This window comes from Olivibacter sp. CPCC 100613 (genome assembly GCF_036959255.1).
In the GTDB taxonomy this organism is placed as follows: Bacteria; Bacteroidota; Bacteroidia; order Sphingobacteriales; family Sphingobacteriaceae; genus Olivibacter.
The window spans coordinates 77,397-99,125 of the sequence record NZ_JAWMTI010000002.1 but is presented as its reverse complement, the minus strand read 5'-3'; the positions used below and the strand labels follow the sequence as shown (position 1 = coordinate 99,125).

Sequence of the window (21,729 nt, the reverse complement as noted above, 5' to 3'; positions counted from 1 at the left end):
TAGGGTGAACACCTCCTTAAATCCAACTAACTACCTTTGCTAAAAAATAGCATCGCTATTTCATGGTCGCTCAGCTTCCGGTTGTAAGTCCGAACATCATCCAATATCCCTTTGAAAGGCCTTAACCGATCCCCAGTGTGATTGCCTCCTTCAAACATCCATCCACCAATAGTAGATGCTGCAGGCGCCTCAAATTCCTCCGGGTCCCATAGCTCCCAGCCATCAATGTAATTAGCACTGAACGTCTTCTTTTTGTCTACGAATACCTCTAAGAGCTCTTCGCTATCCGACCACCGAACAACTACGTGTTTCCATTTATTTGCTTGAATAACGGAGGGTATGATGAAGTCCTCCAGTTGGCCATTGCTCTCAAGGGTTCCCCACCGTCTATCCGATCGTAAGATTATACTATCACCATCAAGAGCGAGACGGTATGGAGAAATGCCCATGGTAGTCCCTTCGTAAGAAAATATAGGGTAGATATTATTCAGGTTTTCTACCCTCACCCAAAAGGAAAAAGTGCCCACGGAATCGTGCATTTTTACATTGGCGTTGAGGTAATTACTATCCAAGGATATTGCCGCATTTGAATTGCCGAATCGGTCTTCAACATATTGTGCACCGTGGCTGTCATATTCCTGGCTGCTTATCGCCTCTATACTATTTCCATCAAAAGGAAAATGTACAACCAAACCTTCATTTAAATCCCCCGGTTCACCGGGATTCATGTGACCATCTTTGTCACAGGCGAGAAACATGGCTGCCGTAAGAAGCGTCAGCAGCGTTCCTAAACTAAATTTTGATTTCATAACCTAAGTTTAATTTTTCATAATAAACCGATTTATAGTGTTATGTTGATTGGTAGGTTGAGTACAATCTCCAATAGAGATTGTTTAGCTTTTATTTGATTTGTATACAATCTGTGCTAATTGCACATAATTTCTCTTTTTGACAAAATGAACAGTCTCGCAAAGATTGCGGACGTAAATTGCGCTGATGCAAGAACCGTTTAAACATAAAAACCACCTATCGCGCTGATAGATGGTTTTTATCTAGAAAGTATAGCGCGTAGCGTAACTAACGTGTACAATCGGCTGTCCACGTACCATTATCGTTTGATACCAGCATTTTCAAGGTATTCGCGGTTATGGTAATGCCGGTAAGCCCGTCGCCTATACTAACGTAAGTGTTGTCCCCCTGTTGCTGGAACTTAACGCCGTTAATATTGGGGATGCTACTACCAAAATCGAAGGTATACGAATCATCGACTTTGACAACAGTTACACGGCCATCGTCATCCGCAATGGTTTCGCTTCCGTTGCTGAAGGTGATGGTTCCGTTGTATGTCCCTACAAAGAAATCGTTGTCTGCCGGATCATCGTCTTTACTACATCCCACAGTAAACAAGAGCATGGCAATAACCAACATGCCTAAAAATTTAAGTTTGCTTTTCATAGTAATATAGATATTTATTACTAGATAAGGCAAGCACCATGCCAAATGCGGTTGACGCAATTTTAAATGGTAGGAAGCTGTATTCGATTACCAAAGCCACGGATTTTTAGGAAATCGCTTGGTGATTGGCTGATGAAGCGTTTGAAGTATTATCCATGTATATGTTCTGTTTTTCCGTAAGATTGAATGAGCTTACCTTCAAATTCCAACCACTCCTTCCAGCGTTGATCAACGTCTACATCTACCGTATACTTGCGGGCAAAATTTAGGAAGGTGGTGTAGTGATTGGCTTCAGAGACCATTAGATCATAATAAAATGTAGCTAGTTCTTCGTCCTCAATATTTTGGGAAAGTACACGAAAGCGCTCGCAACTGCGAGCTTCGATCATAGCAGCAAAGAGTAGACGATCAATAAAGGCTGTATTTCTACTGCCATCTTTCTTCGAAAATTTCATCAGCTGATTTACATAATCGTCCTTTCGCTCTCTTCCGAGCTTATACCCCCTCTTTTCAATGAGATCGATTACCATTTGAAAATGTTGCATCTCTTCAATGGCGATAGCCGTTAATTCATGTACCAAGTCGGTATGCTCAGAATTATTGGTGATTAAGGAGATTGCATTGGATGCGGCCTTTTGTTCGCACCAGGCATGATCTGTTAGAATCTCTTCTAAGTTCGTTTGTGCAATATTCGCCCAACGCGGGTCTGTTAGTAATTTTAATCCAAGCATAGCGATGTCTTTTCTATGCAAACTTAGGTAATTTCTTTGTGTAGTTGGGAGCTTGAGTGGTTGAAACGTTAAGTGGTTAAGTAGTTAAATCCGAATAACGAACAGCTAACCTGTGCTCACAACCGACAACCCGCAACTGACAACCAATAATGAGTAACCAATAATTAACAAACGTCCCTGCCAATCCTGAAGAGGTTGGATGGGCAGGGTATAAAGCCTAGAATTTATAGTCTTGATTGTATTGCGTGCCAAAACCTGCAATGGTTTGCGAGTCTTCTTTAGCTACTTTACCATCTACTTCGGCCTTAAAAGTAAATTTAATCGGTGTATCATCGAAGTTTTGACAACCAATGTCAACTCCGGCGTTGATGAGTGGAATAGTTGACTCGATTACATAGGTACGCTTGCTTGGAAAGTCGTCTATTCGTACGGATTGTTCATTATTTCTAACTTGACCGTCCACTTTCCAAAAAGTTGATTCCTGTGGATTTTCTGTTACACCAAAAATAGTGAAGCCCGCGGTTTCATCTTCGCCCAAACCTTCTGCGGTAACGGTAAATTTATAGCTGTGTTTGTCAAAATTCTGCGGTTGTGGATCATCATCGTCTGAGCAGGCGTTCATAGTCAACACACTGGCCGCTAAAAAACAGGGTAGAAAAAATCGTTTCATAAAATGTAATTAGTTTGTTTTATACTTTTGTTCTCAATTATCGAGGGATATAACTTCTTTATAAAGGCCCGAAATAATTTTCCCAAAGGTATACAGCTGGGAAAAGCTGAGCAATTCCGGTTTATGGGTGTTTTTTTCTACTGGTTTTCTAGTAGCGATCCACATCAGCAGTCTTTCACATTGGAAGCGGAAATTTTTGAAAGGGGAGTTATAAGGTCAACGAAATGTAATTCATTCCACTTATTATCAATGTTTCGTCATTTGCATATCTATCAATAGGGATATCGGAAAAAGCCGATATATATTTGTTGTATGGATCAATTAGCGATTTTCAAAGCACTTTCGAATAAAACCAGGTTGGAGATACTCCAATGGTTAAAGGAACCCGAGCTGCACTTTCCACCGCAAGACCATGCCGACTTTGACGAAGTAGGAGTTTGTGTTGGAAAGATACAGGAGAAATGCGGGTTGACACAATCGACCGTGTCAGAATACCTGGCTTTGTTGCTAAAAGCCGGTCTACTGGAAGCAACGAGAATAGGGCAATGGACCTATTATAAACGAAATGAAAAAGCTATTGAATCGCTAAGCGATTTTATTAAATCGGGATTGTAGATCAAAATCAAACACAATGAGTACAACAAAATTATTTGAGCCCTTTCAATTAAAATCATTGAATTTAAGGAATCGGATTGTCATGGCGCCTATGACGCGATCGTTTTCACCAAATGGCATACCCACAGCTGCTGTTGCTGATTATTATACAAAGCGAGCGGCTGGAGATGTAGGATTGATCCTGTCGGAGGGAACTGTTATTGATCGGTTATCCTCCTCAAATGATGCCAATATTCCGCACTTTTACGGCGAATCGGCCTTGGCCGGGTGGCAACATGTTATTAAAAATGTACATGCTGCCGGTGGTAGCATGGGCCCCCAGATATGGCATATGGGAATTATGGAAAATCATCCTTCTGGATGGGTGCCTTCAGCACCTTTTGAAGGCCCTTCCGATTTGGCAAGACCTGGACTTTCAAATGGTAAGGCCATGAGCGAAAAAGATATAGAAGCGACGATTACAGCTTTTGGTAGAGCAGCAGCGGATGCCAAACAATTGGGTTTTGATTGCGTAGAGATTCATGGTGCTCACGGCTATCTCATCGATCAGTTTTTCTGGGGCGCCACCAATAATCGGACGGATGTTTATGGAGGCAAGACACTGTCAGAACGATCGCGCTTTGCCATTGATGTGATTAGAGAAGTTCGAAAACAAGTTGGCGAAGATTTTACGATTATTCTGCGATTATCTCAATGGAAATCGAGTGATTATGACTATAAGCATGCAAAGACACCAAGAGAAATGCAAGACTGGCTTCGACCCTTAGTGGATGCTGGTGTTGATATTTTTCATTGTTCGCAACGTCGCTTTTGGGAGGCAGAATTTGACGGTTCTGATCTGAATTTTGCAGGATGGGCAAAGAAATTAACAGGCAAGGCAACAATTACGGTAGGATCGGTTGGTTTATCGGGTGAGTTCCTAGCAGCTTTTCGTGGTGAGCGTTCAGAACCAAGCTCATTGGAAGAACTCATTCGGCGGCTGGATCGGGGAGATTTTGATTTAGTTGGGGTTGGTCGAGCACTTTTAGCCGATCCGCATTGGGTTACAAAAATAAGGGATGACCGTTCTGATGAATTGCAAGGTTTCACGAGAGAGGCACTTACCGAATTAATTTAATACTTTTCAAAAGTTAAATCTCCTAGCGTGCGACGACAGTGAAGTGCAAGCGATCATCGATGCTAGGAGCTTTCTTCATTTTATTCGACTCACTTATTTCCTAAGCTGCTCAAAATTTCCCGAAAAAGAGGCAAAAGGTTCAAATATTATATTGAACTTACAAAAATGTTGCTATAAATGCAATAATTTTCCGTCCTTTACAGTAACATTATACGCCATAAGGCTATTTCGCCATGGCAGAGAAGAGATGTTAAAAAACTAGCTTTCGCGGATGCTTTGTAGAATAAGTACAAATGAACTAATTGCTTTTATCATTGAAAGCATAGAATCATCCGTACTTATTTGTTGGGTTCCGAGGTTGCATTTTATCTAAATTGAGTTAATCAGAATAAAACCACATGAGCGAAGATTTTCTTCAACATATTTATGAAAAACAGCATAGGGTAGAAGTCGTCCCGTCGAACAAAGTAATTGCCGAATGGGCTTTTAACCTACTTGATTTAATTTATCCCGAAAGACTTACATCTCCTAAGCAAAGTCTAATCGGAATAAGGGAACGTTTTTTAAGTTTGCAAAACGATTTGGTAAAGCTTTTGGATGCTACAAAAGCCTGTAAAGATTGCAACAACCAGGCGGTGGCTGCCCTTTTTTTTGATGGCATTCCGGAATTATATCGTATCATGAACACGGATGTAGAGGCAATTTTAAATGGAGATCCTGCCTCGCGGAGTAAATTTGAAATTATTCGCACTTATCCAGGTTTTTTGGCCATATCCTTATACCGCATTGCACATGCTATATTGAAATTAGACGTACCATTGATACCACGTATTTTAACAGAACATGCGCATTCGCTTACGGGTATTGATATCCATCCCGGTGCAGAAATAGGTGAATATTTGTATATCGATCATGGAACAGGGATTGTTATCGGCGAAACAACTATTATCGGCAATCACGTTAAGCTTTATCAAGGCGTAACCTTGGGAGCTTTAAGCGTTGAAAAGTATATGGCCAATACAAAAAGGCATCCAACCATTGAAGATCATGTCATTATTTATGCGGGTGCTACGATTCTTGGTGGCGATACCATCGTTGGACAGCATTCAACTATTGGTGGTAATGTTTGGCTAACGAAAAGTGTCCCTAGGGGATCGACCGTGTATCATCAATCAACCATTAAAGTGGTAGAAGCGGGGATAGGAACTGCCGAAGGAGAAGCCGATAAGAACTGAAAATTAAAATCAAATAAGGGAGTTTGAAGTATTAGCTGATTGAAATGGACATCATAGAAAGTATAGGGAATACCCCTCTAGTAGAAATCAAACGATTAAATAAAAATTCAAAAGTAAGGGTATTGGCAAAGCTGGAAGGCAATAACCCGGGAGGAAGTGTGAAGGACCGCGCGGCACTGAATATGATCCGTAGCGCGATGGAACGCGGTGATATCAAAAAGGATACGCATCTTATTGAAGCGACAAGTGGTAATACCGGTATTGCACTCGCTATGATTGCTGCTATTTATGGGCTTGAAATCGAGTTGGTTATGCCATCGAACTCTACGAGAGAACGTACGCTGACAATGGAGGCATACGGTGCTAAGGTGACTTTACTTGAGTCAATTGAAGCTTGTAGGGATTATGCCGAAGAAAAGGCTGCAAATGGAAATTTTTATATATTGAATCAGTTTGCCAATCCCGATAATTATATAGCGCACTACAAAACTACGGGACCGGAGATCTGGAAGGATACGGAAGGAGCCATTACTCATTTTGTAAGCTCAATGGGCACAACGGGTAGTATTATGGGGAATTCGATGTATCTGAAGGAGAAAAATAAAGAAATACAGATCATAGGATGTCAACCAACCGAAGAATCATCGATTCCAGGGATAAGACGCTGGCCGGCAGCCTATTTGCCGAAGATATTTGATCCCAGTCGTGTAGATAAGATTATCGATGTATCTCAAGAAGATGCTACTTTGCGGGCGAGACAAATGGTTAAAGAAGAGGGGATTTTTGCAGGGATGAGTACAGGTGGTGCTTTGCATGTAGCACTTCAGGTGGCAAATGAACTGGAATCGGGCCTTGTTGTCTTTATTGCTTGTGATCGAGGTGATCGCTATTTAAGTAGTGATTTATTTGGATAAGAGGGCCTCACGCCTTGGCCTTCACAGCTTACCATCCTGCTAAATAAAAATAAAATTGTAAATGCGATTTTATTTTTACTAACTTTATATAACCAATTAGAAAGGAGGTTATTATGAACCTAATTCACAGGATTGAACATTGGGGAGATGCACATCACCCGCGTTGGATGGATGCGGTAAGAATTGTGTTGGGTATTATTATTTTTGCAAAAGGCGTAAGTTTTATAGCTGATACGGATTCAGTGGCGCGCTTATTGGAAAATACACATTTCCAGTTATCCATTTGGTCAGCGGTACATTATATTGCTTTTGCACATTTGGTTGGTGGTATCTTTATTGCATTGGGATTGGTAACCAGGGTGGCCATCGCTTTTCAGCTACCGATTTTATTTGGTGCGGTTTTTTTTGTAAACATCACCAATGGTTTTAGTTTTTTAAACTCAGAATTTTGGTTCTCTCTGTTGGTATTGCTCTTGTTAATCGTTTTCTTCATTGTTGGATCGGGACGATATTCACTCGATCATGAGATGAGAAGACCCGGTAATAAAAGATGGTTTTAGAAAATTACCTGAAAACAGGTATTTTCAGACCCAACAGCTTCTTTTAGCTTTGTGGTATAAATGAAGCTGGCTAAATGGATTGTGTCAAATTTCATAACATTGATTAAGCTGCCTTCTCACCGAAGGTGGCTTTTTTTATATAATTGTCCTATGAAGAAAAAATACCTCTTTATTTATTTTCTTTTCCTTTTTGTTGCCTGTACAAAAAAATCCGGAAAAGATTTTGATTCTGACTTTTCCTTGTATAAGGATTACATAGCTGAGTTCACCTCAGGCATTGTTTCTGCGAAGTCGGATATCCGTGTGGTACTAAATTTCAATAAAAGAGAGTGGACGCCTAATCAAGAGCTGGACCCGGATCTTCTTGAAATTAACCCCAAGGTGGAGGGAAAAATAATAGCTCTATCGCAGAATACTATAGTTTTTAAGCCAAAGAAACAGCTGAAACAAGATACGGAATATCAAATTTCGTTTAAGCTTGACGATCTTATCGATGTGCCTAAAGAATTAAGAACATTTAATTTTACCATCAAAACCATCAAGCAGGATTTTGTAGTGCTTAGCAAAGAACTTCAATCCTATAATCAGGATTATCAGTTTCAGCAAGCCATTTTGCGAACCAGCGATGAGATGGATGTACAAATGGCTTCGAAACTAGTATATGCTGAGCAGCAAGGAAAACGTTTACCGATACGTTTTGATCAAATGAAGTCAGGAACGGCATTCCGATTCATCATAGACAGTATTAAAAGGCCTCAGAAGGACGAATCGATCAAATTAATATGGGATGGAAATGCCTTAGGTATTGATCAAAAAGGATCTGAGGAAATAGAAATTGCTGCAAAAGGTCATTTTAAGGTGCTAAAGACTAGCGTAGCAGAAGAGAATAGCCAATTGTTGTTGATCAATTTTTCGGATCCACTCAAAAAAAGTCAAAACTTTGAGGGCTTGGTGAGCATTGATTCGGCAAAAAACCTGACATACACGGTTGATGGGAATATACTGAAGGTTTTTTTAACCGATGCGCTGAAAGGGGAGCGTCTGTTAGAGGTCTTCCAAGGAGTAGAGAATACGGATGGGACCAAACTAAAAAAAGGTTACACGAAGCAGATCCGTTTTGAGCAGACGAAACCAGGGGTAAGATTGTTGAAAAATGGCACCTTGCTTCCGAGCTCGAATAATCTAAAGCTTAACTTTGAAGCAGCTAACCTGAAAGCTGTAGATGTGAAGATCTATAAGATATACCAAGATAATATTCTCCAGTTTCTCCAGGATAATGATTTAAACGGCAATTATAACCTACGGAAAGTTGCATTGCCCATTGCGAAGAAGAGAATAGAATTGACACAAAACAGACTTTATAACAACGGCAAATGGAATGTCTTTGCGTTGGATTTGGCGTCTTTGATTAAGCCGGACCCGGGGGCGATCTACCATGTTGAATTTAGTTATAAAAAAGCCTATTCAATTTACCCATGTGGGAATCAGGTTAGTGCAGAAGACGAATCGGAAGAACCAAGTTTGGAAGAGGAACAGGAAACTTTCAGAGGTAACATGTCAGAAGATTATCCTTATTATGATGATTACAATTGGCAAGAAAGAGAGGACCCCTGTGCTAATTCTTATTATTATTACGATAACAAGGTTTCAACTAATGTCTTGGCTACTGATTTGGGTGTAATAGCCAAAATGGGTAAAAACGGCTCTTATTTTTTTGCGGTGAACAATATTGTAACAACGCAAGCAGTATCGGGAGCCCATATTGAGCTTTATGACTATCAACGTCAGAAAGTGGGGGAGGTAAACACGAATGGGGAGGGAATTGCCCAATTGGAAAATACCAAAAGGGGATACTTTGTGATTGTAAAAAAAGATAATAACACCACCTATGTCAAATTGGAGGAGGGGCTTTCCTTATCACTGAGCAATTTTGACGTATCAGGCTATGAATTGGAAAAAGGCTTGAAGGGATACCTTTATGGCGAGCGTGGGGTTTGGCGACCCGGCGATACGTTGTTCCTTTCCTTTATGTTGAACGATCAAGCGAATAAGTTACCCGCTACCCATCCGATCAAACTACGATTGACAGATCCAAAAGGTAAGGTGGTTGCACAACAGGTACAACGGTACAATGAAAATAACCATTATCGATTTATTGTTCCAACCAAAGTAGATGCACCAACAGGTAATTGGGAAGCTGTGGTGAGCGTAGGGGGAGCTAAATTTTATAAAAGCCTTAAGATTGAAACCATTAAGCCTAATCGCTTAAAGATAAAGAATAGACTTGCTAATCGCGTATTGCATGCTAATCGTGCAACAACTGACGAAATTTCGGTAACCTGGCTCCATGGAGCCATTGCTAAAAATTTAAAGACGGAGATGCAGGCCAAATTCTATCAGATGAAAACTATTTTTAAGGGATTCACCAACTATGTCTTTGATGATCCTGCCCGTAGTTTCAATATGGAAGAAGTTAACGTATTCGCGGGGAATATAGATGAAGCGGGAAAGGCTGTGGTTGGTATTAAGCCACAGCTCCATGGGCAGGCACCAGGTATGCTAAAGGCTTCGTTTATTACAAAAGTTTATGAAAGTGGTGGTGATTTCAGTACCGATGTAGCCACAGCTACTTATTCGCCTTACCAAACCTATATCGGTTTAAAATCTCCCGAGCCTAATAAATATGGCATGTTAGAAACGGGCAAAAGCAATCAATTCGATATAGTCACGGTAGATGAACAGGGCAGACCCAAAGCAACGCCCAATCTGGAAGTAAAGGTGTATAAAGTAGATTGGAGGTGGTGGTGGGACGCCTCGAATGATAATTTATCAAGCTACAGCGCCTCTTCTAGCAAAACACCTTTCAAAAGCTTTCGTGTAAGTACAGGGGGCAATGGCAAAACAAGCATCCAATTTAAGGTGAATGATGAAGATTGGGGAAGGTATTTCGTGCGCGTGACGGATTTGGACGGTGGGCATGCGAGTGGTGAGACTGTTTTGATTGATTGGCCTTATTGGTCGGCAAAGACCAAAAACACGGATGGAACGAATGCGAATATGTTGGTATTCTCTACGGATAAAGCGAAGTACAATGTGGGAGAAAAAGCAAAAGTTTCATTCCCATCCAGCGAGGGAAGTCGGGCCCTAGTCTCAGTAGAAAACGGTGCAAAAGTAATTACAACCTATTGGGTAGAAACCAAGAAAGGAGAAACCCAACTGGAAATACCGGTCACTGCAGAAATGGCACCGAACATCTACTTATTCGTCACACTTTTACAACCGCATGCTTCTACATTGAATGATGCACCGATTCGTTTATATGGAGTTGTACCCGTAGAAGTATTAAATAAGGAAACAATTTTGGAACCGGTTCTTTCCATGCCGGATGTGTTACGCCCGGAGCAGACAGTCAATATACAAGTGAAGGAGAAAGCAGGACAGGAAATGTCTTACACTGTTGCCATCGTAGATGAAGGCTTGCTTGATTTAACGCGTTTTAAAACACCGAACGCCTGGGATAAATTTTATGCGCGCGAGGCCCTTGGGGTTAAAACATGGGACGTATACAATGATGTTATAGGTGCCTACGGTGGCAAAATTAATCAGGTATTTAGTATCGGTGGTGACGAGGATATTGGCGGTGGTGAAAATAAACATGCCGATCGATTTAAACCCGTGGTCATTTATCTCGGACCGTTTTATCTGAAGAAAAACGGAAGCAATAGCCATCGGGTGAAATTGCCGAACTATATCGGATCGGTACGTACGATGGTTGTAGCGGGTGATGTAAAACGGAGTGCTTATGGAAGTGCGGAAAAGACAAGTCCGGTAAGAAGCCCTTTAATGGTTTTGGCCTCGTTGCCACGTAAGATTTCACCTGGAGAGAAAGTGACCCTACCAGTAACTGTTTTTGCCATGGAAAACCAGATTAAAAATGCACAAATCCAGGTAAAAACAAGTAATGGAATTAAAGTAGTTGGTTCGCGTACTAAATCGATCAGTTTTAGTCAACCCGATGAAAAAATGGTTTATTTTGATTTGGAGGTAGGTGATATGACGGGCGTGGCAAAGGTTGAGGTGCTTGCTGTTTCCGGTCGAGAACAAGCTTCTTATCCGATTGAAATTGATGTCACGAACCCAAACCCGGTAACACACGATTATAAGGAAGTTGTTTTAAAGGCGAATGAGGAACGAACACTGACGTGGGAGCCCTTCGGTGTAGCAGGTAGTAATGAGGCACGTCTTGAGCTTTCCTCTTTTCCATCAATCGATCTTAATGCGCGCTTAAATTACCTAATTCAATATCCACATGGTTGTTTAGAACAAACGACCTCCGGTGTGTTCCCTCAGCTGTACCTTTCGGATATTGTTGATCTAGATGGTGCAAAACGTGAAGCCATTCAACGAAACGTTGTAGAAGGTATAAACAAATTAGCCTCTTTTCAGTTAGGAGACGGTGGATTTGTCTATTGGCCGGGTTTACAGTCTGCTGACGATTGGAGCACGTCCTATGCAGGGCATTTCTTGCTGGAGGCAGAGACAAAGGGATATGTCATGCCAGTGGATTTCAAAAGTAAATGGATCAGTTATCAACAAAGAGCATCACGGCAATGGCGTATGGAAGCCCATCGAGGCAGTGATTTCGCACAGGCCTATCGATTATACACCTTGGCGCTGGCAGGGGCTCCTGATTTGGCTTCCATGAATCGTTTAAGGGAAACTGTTGGCATATCCAATGATACACGCCTACGCTTGGCAGCGACATATGCTTTGGCTGGTCAAAAACATGCTGGCAATGAATTGTTAAATGCGAGCGCAATTGATGATTCAACTAATACATACAGCTATTACTATTATGGGTCTCCTGAACGTAATAGAGCGATGGTACTCGAAACTTTATTATTACTTAATCAGACTGCCAAAGCATTTACCCTTGCGACAAAAATAGCGAAGGATTTATCGTCGGGCGCCTGGATGAGCACACAAAGCACCTCCTTTAGTCTGTATGCCATGGCAAAATTTGCTAAAACGAATGGCCAAGGTGGTGTGCATGCAAGCTATACCTATCAAGGAAAAAGTGGTGATATAAAGACTAACAAATCTTTTGCTGACAAAGGTTTAACAATAGGCAGCGGAGTTAGCAGCATAAAAATCAAAAATAAGGATAAAAATACACTGTATGTCAAGGTGCTGAACAGTGGCGTTTTACCGGTTGGAAAGGAGCAAGCGCTTCAACGCAACTTAACTGCCGGTATTCAGTTTCTAGACAGGCAGAACCAGGCATTGGATGTTCTTTCACTTAAACAGGGTACGGAGTTTGTTGCCGTGGTTACGGTTAAGAATCAAAGTTTAGATCGCGTGGATAATCTAGCATTAACGCAAATCTTACCTTCCGGATGGGAAGTCGTTAATACACGATATACCGATTACGGTGCTTTCGGACAAAATAAGGCGGATTATATTGATATACGAGATGATCGGAATTCGTTTTATTTTTCGTTGAACGGAAATGAAAGTCGATCTTTCAAGATTTTATTAAATGCATCCTATTTGGGTAAATATTATCTGCCGGGTATCCAGTGTGAAGCGATGTATGATAATTCATTCTTGGTACGGACGAAAGGGACTTGGATTGAAGTTGTTGGTTATTAGTTGCACGTTGCCGGTTGTGAGCACAGGTTAGTTATTTGTTATTCGGATTTAACTACTTGACGTCTCAACTACTTAACGACTGAACCACTTTAACATTGAATAATAGAAATTGAATCGTTGAAAAAAAAGCTGCTTATAATTAAGCGTTGGATCGGGCAAAATAAAAAGAAAAGTATTTTAGTTTTGCTTATCTTACTGGTTTACTATTTTTCTTTGCCTCGCAAACTTTTTGATCATCCATATGTAACAGTTATTGAGGATGCACAAGGGCACCTTCTGGGTGCAAAGATTGCTTCTGATGGGCAGTGGCGTTTTCCGGAACGAGATTCACTTCCGGAAAAATTTAAACAATGTATCGTCGCTTATGAAGATCAACATTTTTATTTTCATCCCGGATTTAACCCCGTGGCTATGTTCAAGGCTTTGGTGCAGAACACCAAGGCGAATACGATAGTACGCGGCGGTAGTACCATTACGCAACAGGTAATCAGGCTTTCAAGAAATCACCAACGGCGAACCTATTGGGAAAAGTTTATTGAGCTGATACTGGCGACTCGACTTGAGCTGAGATATAGCAAAGAAGAAATATTGGGCTTATATGGTGCGCACGCTCCGTTTGGTGGCAACGTGGTTGGACTCGAAATGGCCTCGTGGCGCTATTTTGGTATCGAACCTCATCAACTTTCATGGGCAGAGGCTGCTACGTTGGCAGTACTTCCTAATGCACCAAGCCTTATTTACCCGGGGAAAAATCAGCAAATACTTTTAGAGAAGAGAAACCGCCTTTTGCGTAAACTCTATAAAGCACAATTGATGGATTCAACCACTTACAGGCTTTCCTTGGCGGAACCTTTGCCGCAAAAGCCTTATGATCTCCCCCAGATTGCACCACATTTATTATCAAAGCTTACAAAAACGGACAAAGGGAAGCGCATCAGAACGAGTATTCGTATGGGGCTTCAACAGCGTATTAATGAGTTGACCGAGCAATATTATCTCCAATATAAACAAAATGAAATATACAATTTAGCGGTTTTGGTGGTAGATGTAAAAAGTAGAAACGTCGTGGCGTACGTTGGAAATGCGCCGACAGATAAATGGCATCAAAAGGACGTTGATATTGTTGAAGCACCAAGAAGTACCGGAAGCATATTGAAACCATTGCTTTACGCAGGAATGCTCAACGATGGGAAATTATTACCGAATACCCTTGTAGCAGATGTCCCCACTCAAATCGCTGGATATAGTCCGGAAAATTTCAATCGAACCTACGATGGAGCTGTACCTGCTCATAGCGCCTTGGCGAGGTCACTTAATATCCCTGCGGTATTGATGCTTCAACAATACGGCATCTACAAATTCTATGAGGAGTTACAAAAGTTTAATTTAAGAAATGTTAATAAGCATCCCGATCATTATGGACTTTCGCTGATTTTAGGTGGGGCAGAATCCAATCTGTGGGATTTATGCCGAACGTATGCAAACCTTTCATCTACTTTAAATTATTACCATGTCAATGGCAAATATCGAGATGGGGAGTTTGCGGAATTGAATTTATACGCTGATAATAAAGTGGAATTTGGAAAAGAAAGAAAACAGGAAACTATTTTGGACGCTGGATCTATTTGGTTGACTTATAATGCAATGAAGGAGGTGAATAGACCTAGCGGGGATGAAGCCTGGAAATTTTATGATTCTGCATTAGAAATAGCCTGGAAGACGGGAACCAGTTTTGGTAATAGGGACGCTTGGGCCATCGGTACAACCAAAGATTATGTTGTAGGTGTATGGGTGGGTAACGCAACGGGCGAGGGACGGCCACTTTTAACCGGCGTTGGGAGTGCGGCACCCTTATTGTTTGATGTTTTTAGACTTCTTCCTAGGACTGCTTGGTTTTCCAGTCCGATAAACAATTTAATAGAGGAAGATATTTGTGCAGTAAGTGGCTACCTGGCAAGTGATTATTGCCCGAGAAAAAAGGCCTATATCCCGATTAACGGGATACGAACGAAGACTTGTCCGTATCATCAATTAATTCATCTTGATCACACAGGCCAATTTCGCGTAAATAGCAGTTGTGAACCGATTGATCAACTCGTTTCCAAAAGTTGGTTTGTCTTGCCACCTGTTATGGAATGGTATTACAAAAGTAAACATGCCAATTATAAAGTACTTCCTCCGTTCCGGGCTGATTGCCAAGGAGCACAAATGATGCGGATGGATTTTATCTATCCAAAAGACTATCGTAGTAAAATCTATTTAACAAAAGATTTTAATGGAAGGGTACAACCTGTCATTTTGAAAGTTGCGCATTCACAAGATAATGCAAAACTCTTCTGGTATGCAAATAAGCAGTTCCTGGGAACTACGGAAACTTTTCACGAGATGCCACTGAGCTTGAAATCCGGTAACTATCTCATTACCGTAGTGGATGAAAACGGGATGGAGATCGCCCGAAAAATTGAGCTGATCAATGAATAAGGGATTGGCAACCATCTGCTGCACAAGTCCCTTTTTGCATATTATCAGTTATTTTCTGTTCAACAGCGATTCAGCAAATCACAATAAACGGTAATCAGTTGCTAATTTTATCACAGAGATGATATTGTTAACTTCAAATTTTTCCATTAACTTTTTTCGATGACTTTCCACGGTATGCGGACTAATAAAAAGTTGATCGGCAACCTGCTGTGTTGTAAGACCTTTGCCAATAAGTTGAAGCACTTCCTTTTCGCGTCGGGTTATAAGTGGAACGGTCACATGTTGATCAGCCTCTGCATTTGCCATTGTGGTGCGTGTAGCGGAGCATAGGTATTTTTGCCCTTTTGCAACCGTTCGTATCGCCTCTAGAATTTCGTCACCGGGTGCATTTTTAATAACATAACCCAGGGCTCCATTTTGAAGCATACTTCGAATAACGGCGTGCTCATTATGTAAACTAAGTGCTATAATTTTCAAGGAGGGGTGGATACGCTTCAAATCGCTGCACAAATTAATGCCGTTCATATCGGGGAGGTTGATGTCTAAAAGAATAACATCAACATCAATTCCTTTCAAAGCCTCTAATGCTTCCTGTCCTGATTTGTACGAATCAACCAAAGAAATATCTTCATGGGTGACAAACAAGTTTTTTAAACCGTCGATGACGATGGGATGATCGTCTATTATAATAACCTTTATCATGATTTTATATTACATTCTATAGTGAAAGTTGTTCCATTACCGATTTCGGAATGCACATCAAGCTCACCTTGAATATATTCAATACGTGAGAGGATGTTTGTAAGTCCATTTCCGGTTCTGTTCTTAGCTAATATTGATTTATCGAATCCTTTTCCGTCATCTTCTACAGTTAAGGTTACCTTATCTTCGGTTTTCAAAAGCTGGACGAAAATGGTACGGGCCTTCGCATGGCGAATGGCGTTGGTAACCAACTCTTGCATGATCCTGTATAGGATTAATTCCTTCTCTTGTTCTAATTCGTTATTGTAGTGAAATAACTGACATAGGAGTCGTATTCCTTTGTTTCGCATACGCGAACAATAGGACTTTATCGCTTCGCCGAGCCCATATTTTAAAAGGGTCTCTGGCATCAGATTCTGCGAAATGAACCGTAACTCATCTACTGCATAATCAATTTTTTTAAGGGAATCTTGACTACTATTGTCTTTTAACGCACTGGATAATTCTATTTTTAGGGCTGATAATAATCCACCTAGTCCATCATGAAGATCGCGGGCAATTCGAGTTCGTTCGGATTCTTGTCCGTTCAGCATAGCCGATAATAGGGATATCTGGTTATGTTGACTAATCTTATCCATCTCCAATTGATATAATTTTTTGTGCTGTATGAGCTGCTTTTTATGATGTCGATTGGATTGAAAATACAAAATGGCTAAAGTCAGTAATAGCAAGGATACAGCCGTTAGCAACCCGGTATAAAGACGATTTTTTTGCAGGGCAAAAGACTTTACTTCGTTTTCATGTTGTAGCTGTAAAATTTGCTTTTGTTTATTCGCACTTTGAAATTTCTCCTCAATCTCATTTAGATTTGCTTTTTTTTCGACCTCATTGAGACTGTCAGCAAGATGAGCGTATAAAGATTTTGCTTTGTATGCATGTTGATAATCACCTAAATTTTCATAAATATTGGCCAGATCTTCCAATGCCCCTAATTGACTGCCTTCTAAATTCAGACGAACATTCTCCTGTGCATAGGATAAGGCATGGGCGTTATCATCTGTGCTTTGTTTCAGTTTCACCAACGTGCCTAAAATATTGCTCTGTGCCAGTGCATCTGCTTCACTTTTTGCAATTGATAGGCCCGCTAATAAATCGGCCTCCGCTCGCTGATATTGCTTCTTCTCAAAGGCATATAAACCACTATAATTGTAATACCAACTCCAAACCTCTCGTCGATCATTGGCTTTTAACAGATAATTTTTGGCTTGGTTCAAATAGGGTTTCATTTCATCAATCTGACCGCTTCTATAATAACTGGCCGCTAAGTTCACATAGGAATAGGCAAAACGAGCATACTGTTTGCGTTCTACAATCTTTACGGCTACACTTTTTTTAAAATATTGTATGGCCTTTGCGTATTGACTGATATTCATAAACCAGACACCAATATTATTATATAGATTCCCCAACGTAACTTCATCACCCACTTTGTATGCCAGCGGTACAAGAGAAAGTGCTTCGTTCAGCGCTTTATCCGGTTCTTTGCTGATTTTTATGGTAAGATGATTTTGTTTGACAAAAAGTAATAGCTTTTGATGTCGAACATTGGCACTTTTGAGTAGTAGATGTTCGGCTTTTTGATAATAGACTTCCGCGCTATCCATCAAATAATATATTTGGAAGAATCGGGCCAATGAGGCATAACTATTTGCTATATAATAGTCTTCTCGACTTGCTAAAGCGGAGTTTAATCCCTTCTCCAGAAATTGGAAACCATTCGTGCTGTCAGAGGAGGCGAGCTGGCTTCCAATACTTGTGTATAAACGTGCTTTTAACGTATCTGAGGAGGCATTCTTCAGTTCTCTTTTTAAACTGTCGATTAAAGAGGAATGCTGTTTGCCTTTTGCAGGCAAAAAAAGCACAGTAGCGAGCAAGCTAATCAGCATATGTTTTGCAAGGAGCCTCATATTGTATGGCAAGTTAGTTTTTTTTGTAGCAGTGAAACAAAGCAAATCATAAAACCCCGATTTTCAGGGAGCAGATAAAAATACGTGATTTTGACTATTTTCTTGTGTTTTGCGATAGAGAACCGCTGTCGCTGCGCAAAATACCTGAAAACAACTATTTTATGTATGCATAATAAATTATATCTTTGTAAGGTTGAATCGAGATTAGATTAAACACACATGAAAAACCAGGCAAGTGACTTCACTTGCCTTTTTTGTAATCCCTTATAGCATGATGACAATTTGAAAGAATGAAGTATTTGTTTCTTCTGTTGGCAATTGTTTTGGAAACGGTTGCTACGGCTTCGCTAAAGGCATCTGAACAATTTACGAAGCCTTTTCCAACCATTATAACCATTCTTGGCTATATAGCTGCTTTTTATTTTTTAAGTGCCACGCTCAAGTCTATTCCTATAGGTATTGCCTATGCGATTTGGTCGGGTATAGGTATTGTACTCATCAGTGTTGTTGGTGCCTTGCTTTATAAACAGACTCCTGATTGGCCGATGGTGGTCGGGATTGTATTGATCATTGTGGGAGTCGTGATTATTAATCTCTTTTCAAAGACCTCTGTGCACTAATACAATTAGTGTTGAAGCATCTATTTCAGAGCGTATGAGCGAGATGATGAAACGGGCGAAACTACATCAACGCCGATTCACTAAATGGATGAGGTCCCTATTTTTTAAATTAGATAACGATTTTTATGCCTTATCGAAGTAATTGGTCAAAATCAAACTACCTTGCTAAAAGATTAGCTAACCTTTCATTGTTCTCCGTTTGTTTTGCTTGCTTCAGCTTTATGATGTTGTTTATCATGGATAATACAAATTTGTGGGAATATGGGATTGTCATTCCAGCCCCTGTTTCGTTGGTGTTGGCTTCGGCGTCATTAGCAAATAAAAAAACAAACCGGGGTTGGTGCGCATTTGCAGCCTCAATTTTTTACATTGGAATTTTGCTTTTACTGTTGTTTTCCCTTCGCAACATGTGTGTAATTTGCTAAAGTTTCAACGTAACAGGGCCATCAATAGGATAGCCGGTACAGGTAAGTATATAGCCATCAGTTAGTGCTTTTTTCCCTAATACTTCATTGTAGCGCATCCAGACTTTGCCACTCGTACAGATTGCTGCACAAGTGCCGCATTGCCCCGTTTCACAACTATAAGGAAGTTGCTCACCTTGCTTTTTCGCTGTTGCGAGAATAGACTCCGGGTATTGTACTTCGATCGTAAAGCTACGATTATTGTAGTATATAGTAACGGAATGACGATCGGTATCGGGTGGTTCCGCTAACTTGTGAGTCGGAGCTTCTACAAGAAAAAGCTCCTTTTTGATCGATTCAGGAGAAATACCCTCGGCACGTAATTTAATATTGATCATACGCATATAAGCACTTGGACCACATAGGTAAAACAAGGTGTCATCATCTTTATAAAGCGCGTGTTTTTGCGCCAATTGATCCAATACACCTTGTGTTAGCCGGCTTTGTGTTAGGATTGCCGATTCACTGAAAAGCAATTCGAGCATAAGTTGGTCTTTGAATTGGTCTTTCAGTTGAAGAATTTCATCTAAAAAAATTGTTGAAGAAGCACTTCTATTACTATAGATCAAAATAACACGATTCGCCGAACCATAAAGAATCGATTTGATCTGGGCGAATATGGGTGTGATGCCGCTACCTGCTGCTAAAAAACAAAATCGTTGATGAGCAGGATAGGAATCAGGCAGGGTGAAAAGACCCGCTGCTCCTATGCTATTAAGCAAATTCCCTTCTCTCGCTTGATCAACCATTTTTCGAGAAAATTCGCCATTGGGTATCTTTTTAATTGTGATTGTAAGAGGCTCCTCAAGCGTAGTGGATGAACTTATGGAATAACTTCTCCTTACTTCATCACCATTGCTGTGCTTAAATAGTAGGGTCAAAAATTGCCCCGGTTTGTAAACCAATGGTTTGCCATCGACTGTTTCTAGCGTAAAAGATTTAGTGTCTACCGTCTCTGTTTTAATCGATGTTATACGTAAAAGGGTAGAAAGACTGTTCATATCACTTAATCTCCCCAAGATAGCAATTACTTTCTATTAGACAAAGTTACTTGCTTTGTCTACCGGGATTTCGCTTTTAACATATAGATGGAGATGTTTATATTAAAAGAACCTTTTTCTTAATCAACTTTTTCTTGGCAAAAAGTTGAACAAAACCCAAGGCTATGTAGGCTACCTTGCACCTGATTGCAAAGCATCAACAGTGCGTATTGCAGCCGTTTCACTTCCTCAATCCGCTTGGATACGGCACAATGAACAGAGATGCAAATGCTTTGCTGTTCGTTGCCTCGGTATCCTCCAAGGCCATTCTTCTCACGCACAGGGCTATATTTAGGGCTAAAGTAAGTATGTTCGGTTAAAAGTAAAAGCCATCCGTTCTGCCAAAGTATCGCCTAGGAAGTTTGCGGTTTGCACGTTGATGCACTACCGCTTATAGCAAAGTTCCAAGCGATAAGTTTTTGCGTCACTTTTTGCGGGAAAAAGTGACTAAAATAAGCGTTCTTTTTTAAGAGCGAGACCCCAGGCTTTGGCCATTTACTTTCTGCTCTATTGCTTTTATAACAGGTGTGTAGAAGTCGGCATCATATAGCTCGCAGGCATGTACCAAGCCGCCGGGACTGAATACGTTTACTTCCATGAGTTTATCGCCGACGATATCCAAACCGGTCAGAAACATGCCGTCATTTTTGAGCTTTGGACCCACGAGCTCTACAATTTCTTTAATCCGTTTTGTCATCCTAGCTTTACCTGCGGTACCACCTTGATGTATGTTGCTCCTGATTTCACCTTTTTTTTGTTGACGATGGATCGCTGCATAGTGACCATTGACGACTATTGGATCGCCATCTAGTAAAAACAAGCGAATATCACCATTCTTAGCTGCAGGAAGGTACTCCTGTGCAATCACAAAACCGTCGCGGCAAATAGCGTCCACAATTTGATTAAGATTCTTTACCTCTTGCTTGTTGATGAGAAAAACATTCCTTCCGCCGGATCCTTGGAGCGGTTTGAGAATGATTTTATTTCCATTGCTCTTATAAAATGCCTCGATATCGTCTACGTTTCTCGTGATAATGGTTTCGGGTCGGACCTCCTTTGGAAAATATTGAAAATACATTTTATTGGATGCCTGTGATAAACTGGCAGGATCATTTAAGACCAAGACACCTTGGTTTTGCGCTAATTGGCCAAATACGATACCGGCATTTTGTGCCCAGGGGCGCTTATCAATATCCGCCGAGGGGTCATTCCTTAACAAAAGCACGTCCAGATCGGCAGCTTTGATTTGAACTTTGTTCGTTTCTTTGAGAGCCTGTAAAAAGGTATCAGGCGAACGAAACTGTTTCGTCGGAACCTTACGTGCCAGTCCCCCCATTTGGTCATCACCAAAGTAAGCGAGGTCACCAACTCCCAAATAATAAACTTCATGTCCCATTTTATGAGCTTGAAAGGCCAATCCAGTGGTTGTATACGGCGTTGCTTCTTTCATTAGTTGATTCACAATAAATGCGATTTTCATCAGAAATAGTTTTAAGGTATTGATTT

Annotated in this window: 16 protein-coding genes; 8 read left to right on the top strand and 8 right to left on the bottom strand. The window is 40.8% G+C overall.

The window, feature by feature from the left end; all coding sequences use genetic code 11:
• Positions 1 to 26: 26 nt before the first annotated feature.
• From RYH73_RS06920 to RYH73_RS06905, 4 genes are all read right to left on the bottom strand, one after another.
• Positions 27 to 809, bottom strand: coding sequence for a LamG domain-containing protein (locus RYH73_RS06920; RefSeq protein ID WP_335312687.1), 783 nt, complete (start codon positions 807 to 809; stop codon positions 27 to 29).
• A gap of 268 nt (positions 810 to 1,077) precedes the next feature.
• Entirely contained in the window at positions 1,078 to 1,455 is a 378-nt protein-coding gene (locus RYH73_RS06915; RefSeq protein WP_335312686.1) for a hypothetical protein, read from the bottom strand.
• Between the two features lie 149 nt (positions 1,456 to 1,604).
• On the bottom strand, positions 1,605 to 2,186 hold the full coding sequence (locus tag RYH73_RS06910; protein ID WP_335312685.1) for a tRNA-(ms[2]io[6]A)-hydroxylase: 582 nt from the start codon (positions 2,184 to 2,186) through the stop codon (positions 1,605 to 1,607).
• 217 nt (positions 2,187 to 2,403) lie between these two features.
• Positions 2,404 to 2,856, bottom strand: a complete 453-nt coding sequence (locus tag RYH73_RS06905; RefSeq protein WP_335312684.1) for a hypothetical protein — start codon at positions 2,854 to 2,856, stop codon at positions 2,404 to 2,406.
• A 312-nt stretch (positions 2,857 to 3,168) separates the two neighbouring features.
• Here RYH73_RS06905 and RYH73_RS06900 point away from each other — a divergent pair, with 312 nt between their 5' ends.
• From RYH73_RS06900 to pbpC, 7 genes are all read left to right on the top strand, one after another.
• Positions 3,169 to 3,471, top strand: coding sequence for an ArsR/SmtB family transcription factor (locus RYH73_RS06900; RefSeq protein WP_335312683.1), 303 nt, complete (start codon positions 3,169 to 3,171; stop codon positions 3,469 to 3,471).
• A 16-nt stretch (positions 3,472 to 3,487) separates the two neighbouring features.
• A complete protein-coding gene (locus RYH73_RS06895; RefSeq protein WP_335312682.1) occupies positions 3,488 to 4,588 on the top strand; it encodes an NADH:flavin oxidoreductase in 1,101 nt (366 codons plus the stop codon).
• Between the two features lie 398 nt (positions 4,589 to 4,986).
• Entirely contained in the window at positions 4,987 to 5,823 is an 837-nt protein-coding gene (epsC, locus tag RYH73_RS06890) for a serine O-acetyltransferase EpsC (protein ID WP_335312681.1), read from the top strand.
• Positions 5,824 to 5,867: 44 nt separating this feature from the next.
• The gene (gene cysM / locus RYH73_RS06885) at positions 5,868 to 6,737 is read left to right on the top strand and encodes a cysteine synthase CysM (RefSeq protein WP_335312680.1); all 870 of its coding nucleotides are present in this window, start codon (positions 5,868 to 5,870) and stop codon (positions 6,735 to 6,737) included.
• 113 nt (positions 6,738 to 6,850) lie between these two features.
• Positions 6,851 to 7,297 (top strand): DoxX family protein, encoded by a 447-nt coding sequence (locus RYH73_RS06880; RefSeq protein WP_335312679.1) that lies wholly within the window; start codon positions 6,851 to 6,853, stop codon positions 7,295 to 7,297.
• Between the two features lie 150 nt (positions 7,298 to 7,447).
• Positions 7,448 to 12,949 (top strand): alpha-2-macroglobulin family protein, encoded by a 5,502-nt coding sequence (locus RYH73_RS06875; RefSeq protein ID WP_335312678.1) that lies wholly within the window; start codon positions 7,448 to 7,450, stop codon positions 12,947 to 12,949.
• A gap of 213 nt (positions 12,950 to 13,162) precedes the next feature.
• Positions 13,163 to 15,430, top strand: a complete 2,268-nt coding sequence (gene pbpC, locus RYH73_RS06870; protein ID WP_335312677.1) for a penicillin-binding protein 1C — start codon at positions 13,163 to 13,165, stop codon at positions 15,428 to 15,430.
• A gap of 78 nt (positions 15,431 to 15,508) precedes the next feature.
• On the opposite strand, the gene RYH73_RS06865 is transcribed toward pbpC, so the two are convergent.
• Positions 15,509 to 16,132 carry a response regulator transcription factor gene (locus tag RYH73_RS06865; RefSeq protein ID WP_335312676.1) on the bottom strand — a complete coding sequence of 208 codons (624 nt, stop codon included), beginning with the start codon at positions 16,130 to 16,132 and terminating at the stop codon, positions 15,509 to 15,511.
• Positions 16,129 to 18,099, bottom strand: a complete 1,971-nt coding sequence (locus RYH73_RS06860; protein ID WP_335312675.1) for a tetratricopeptide repeat-containing sensor histidine kinase — start codon at positions 18,097 to 18,099, stop codon at positions 16,129 to 16,131. Before RYH73_RS06860 ends, RYH73_RS06865 begins: the two co-directional genes overlap by 4 nt.
• A 290-nt stretch (positions 18,100 to 18,389) precedes the next feature.
• Between RYH73_RS06860 and RYH73_RS06855 the strand changes: the two genes are divergently transcribed.
• A complete protein-coding gene (locus tag RYH73_RS06855) occupies positions 18,390 to 18,719 on the top strand; it encodes a DMT family transporter (RefSeq protein WP_335312674.1) in 330 nt (109 codons plus the stop codon).
• A gap of 421 nt (positions 18,720 to 19,140) precedes the next feature.
• Here RYH73_RS06855 and RYH73_RS06850 read toward each other — a convergent pair whose 3' ends face one another.
• Both RYH73_RS06850 and RYH73_RS06845 read right to left on the bottom strand, forming a co-directional pair.
• Positions 19,141 to 20,184: a flavin reductase family protein gene (locus RYH73_RS06850; protein ID WP_335312673.1), complete on the bottom strand. Its 1,044-nt coding sequence runs from the start codon at positions 20,182 to 20,184 to the stop codon at positions 19,141 to 19,143.
• Positions 20,185 to 20,689: 505 nt separating this feature from the next.
• Positions 20,690 to 21,703, bottom strand: a complete 1,014-nt coding sequence (locus RYH73_RS06845; protein ID WP_335312672.1) for a glutathione synthetase — start codon at positions 21,701 to 21,703, stop codon at positions 20,690 to 20,692.
• Positions 21,704 to 21,729: the final 26 nt, after the last annotated feature.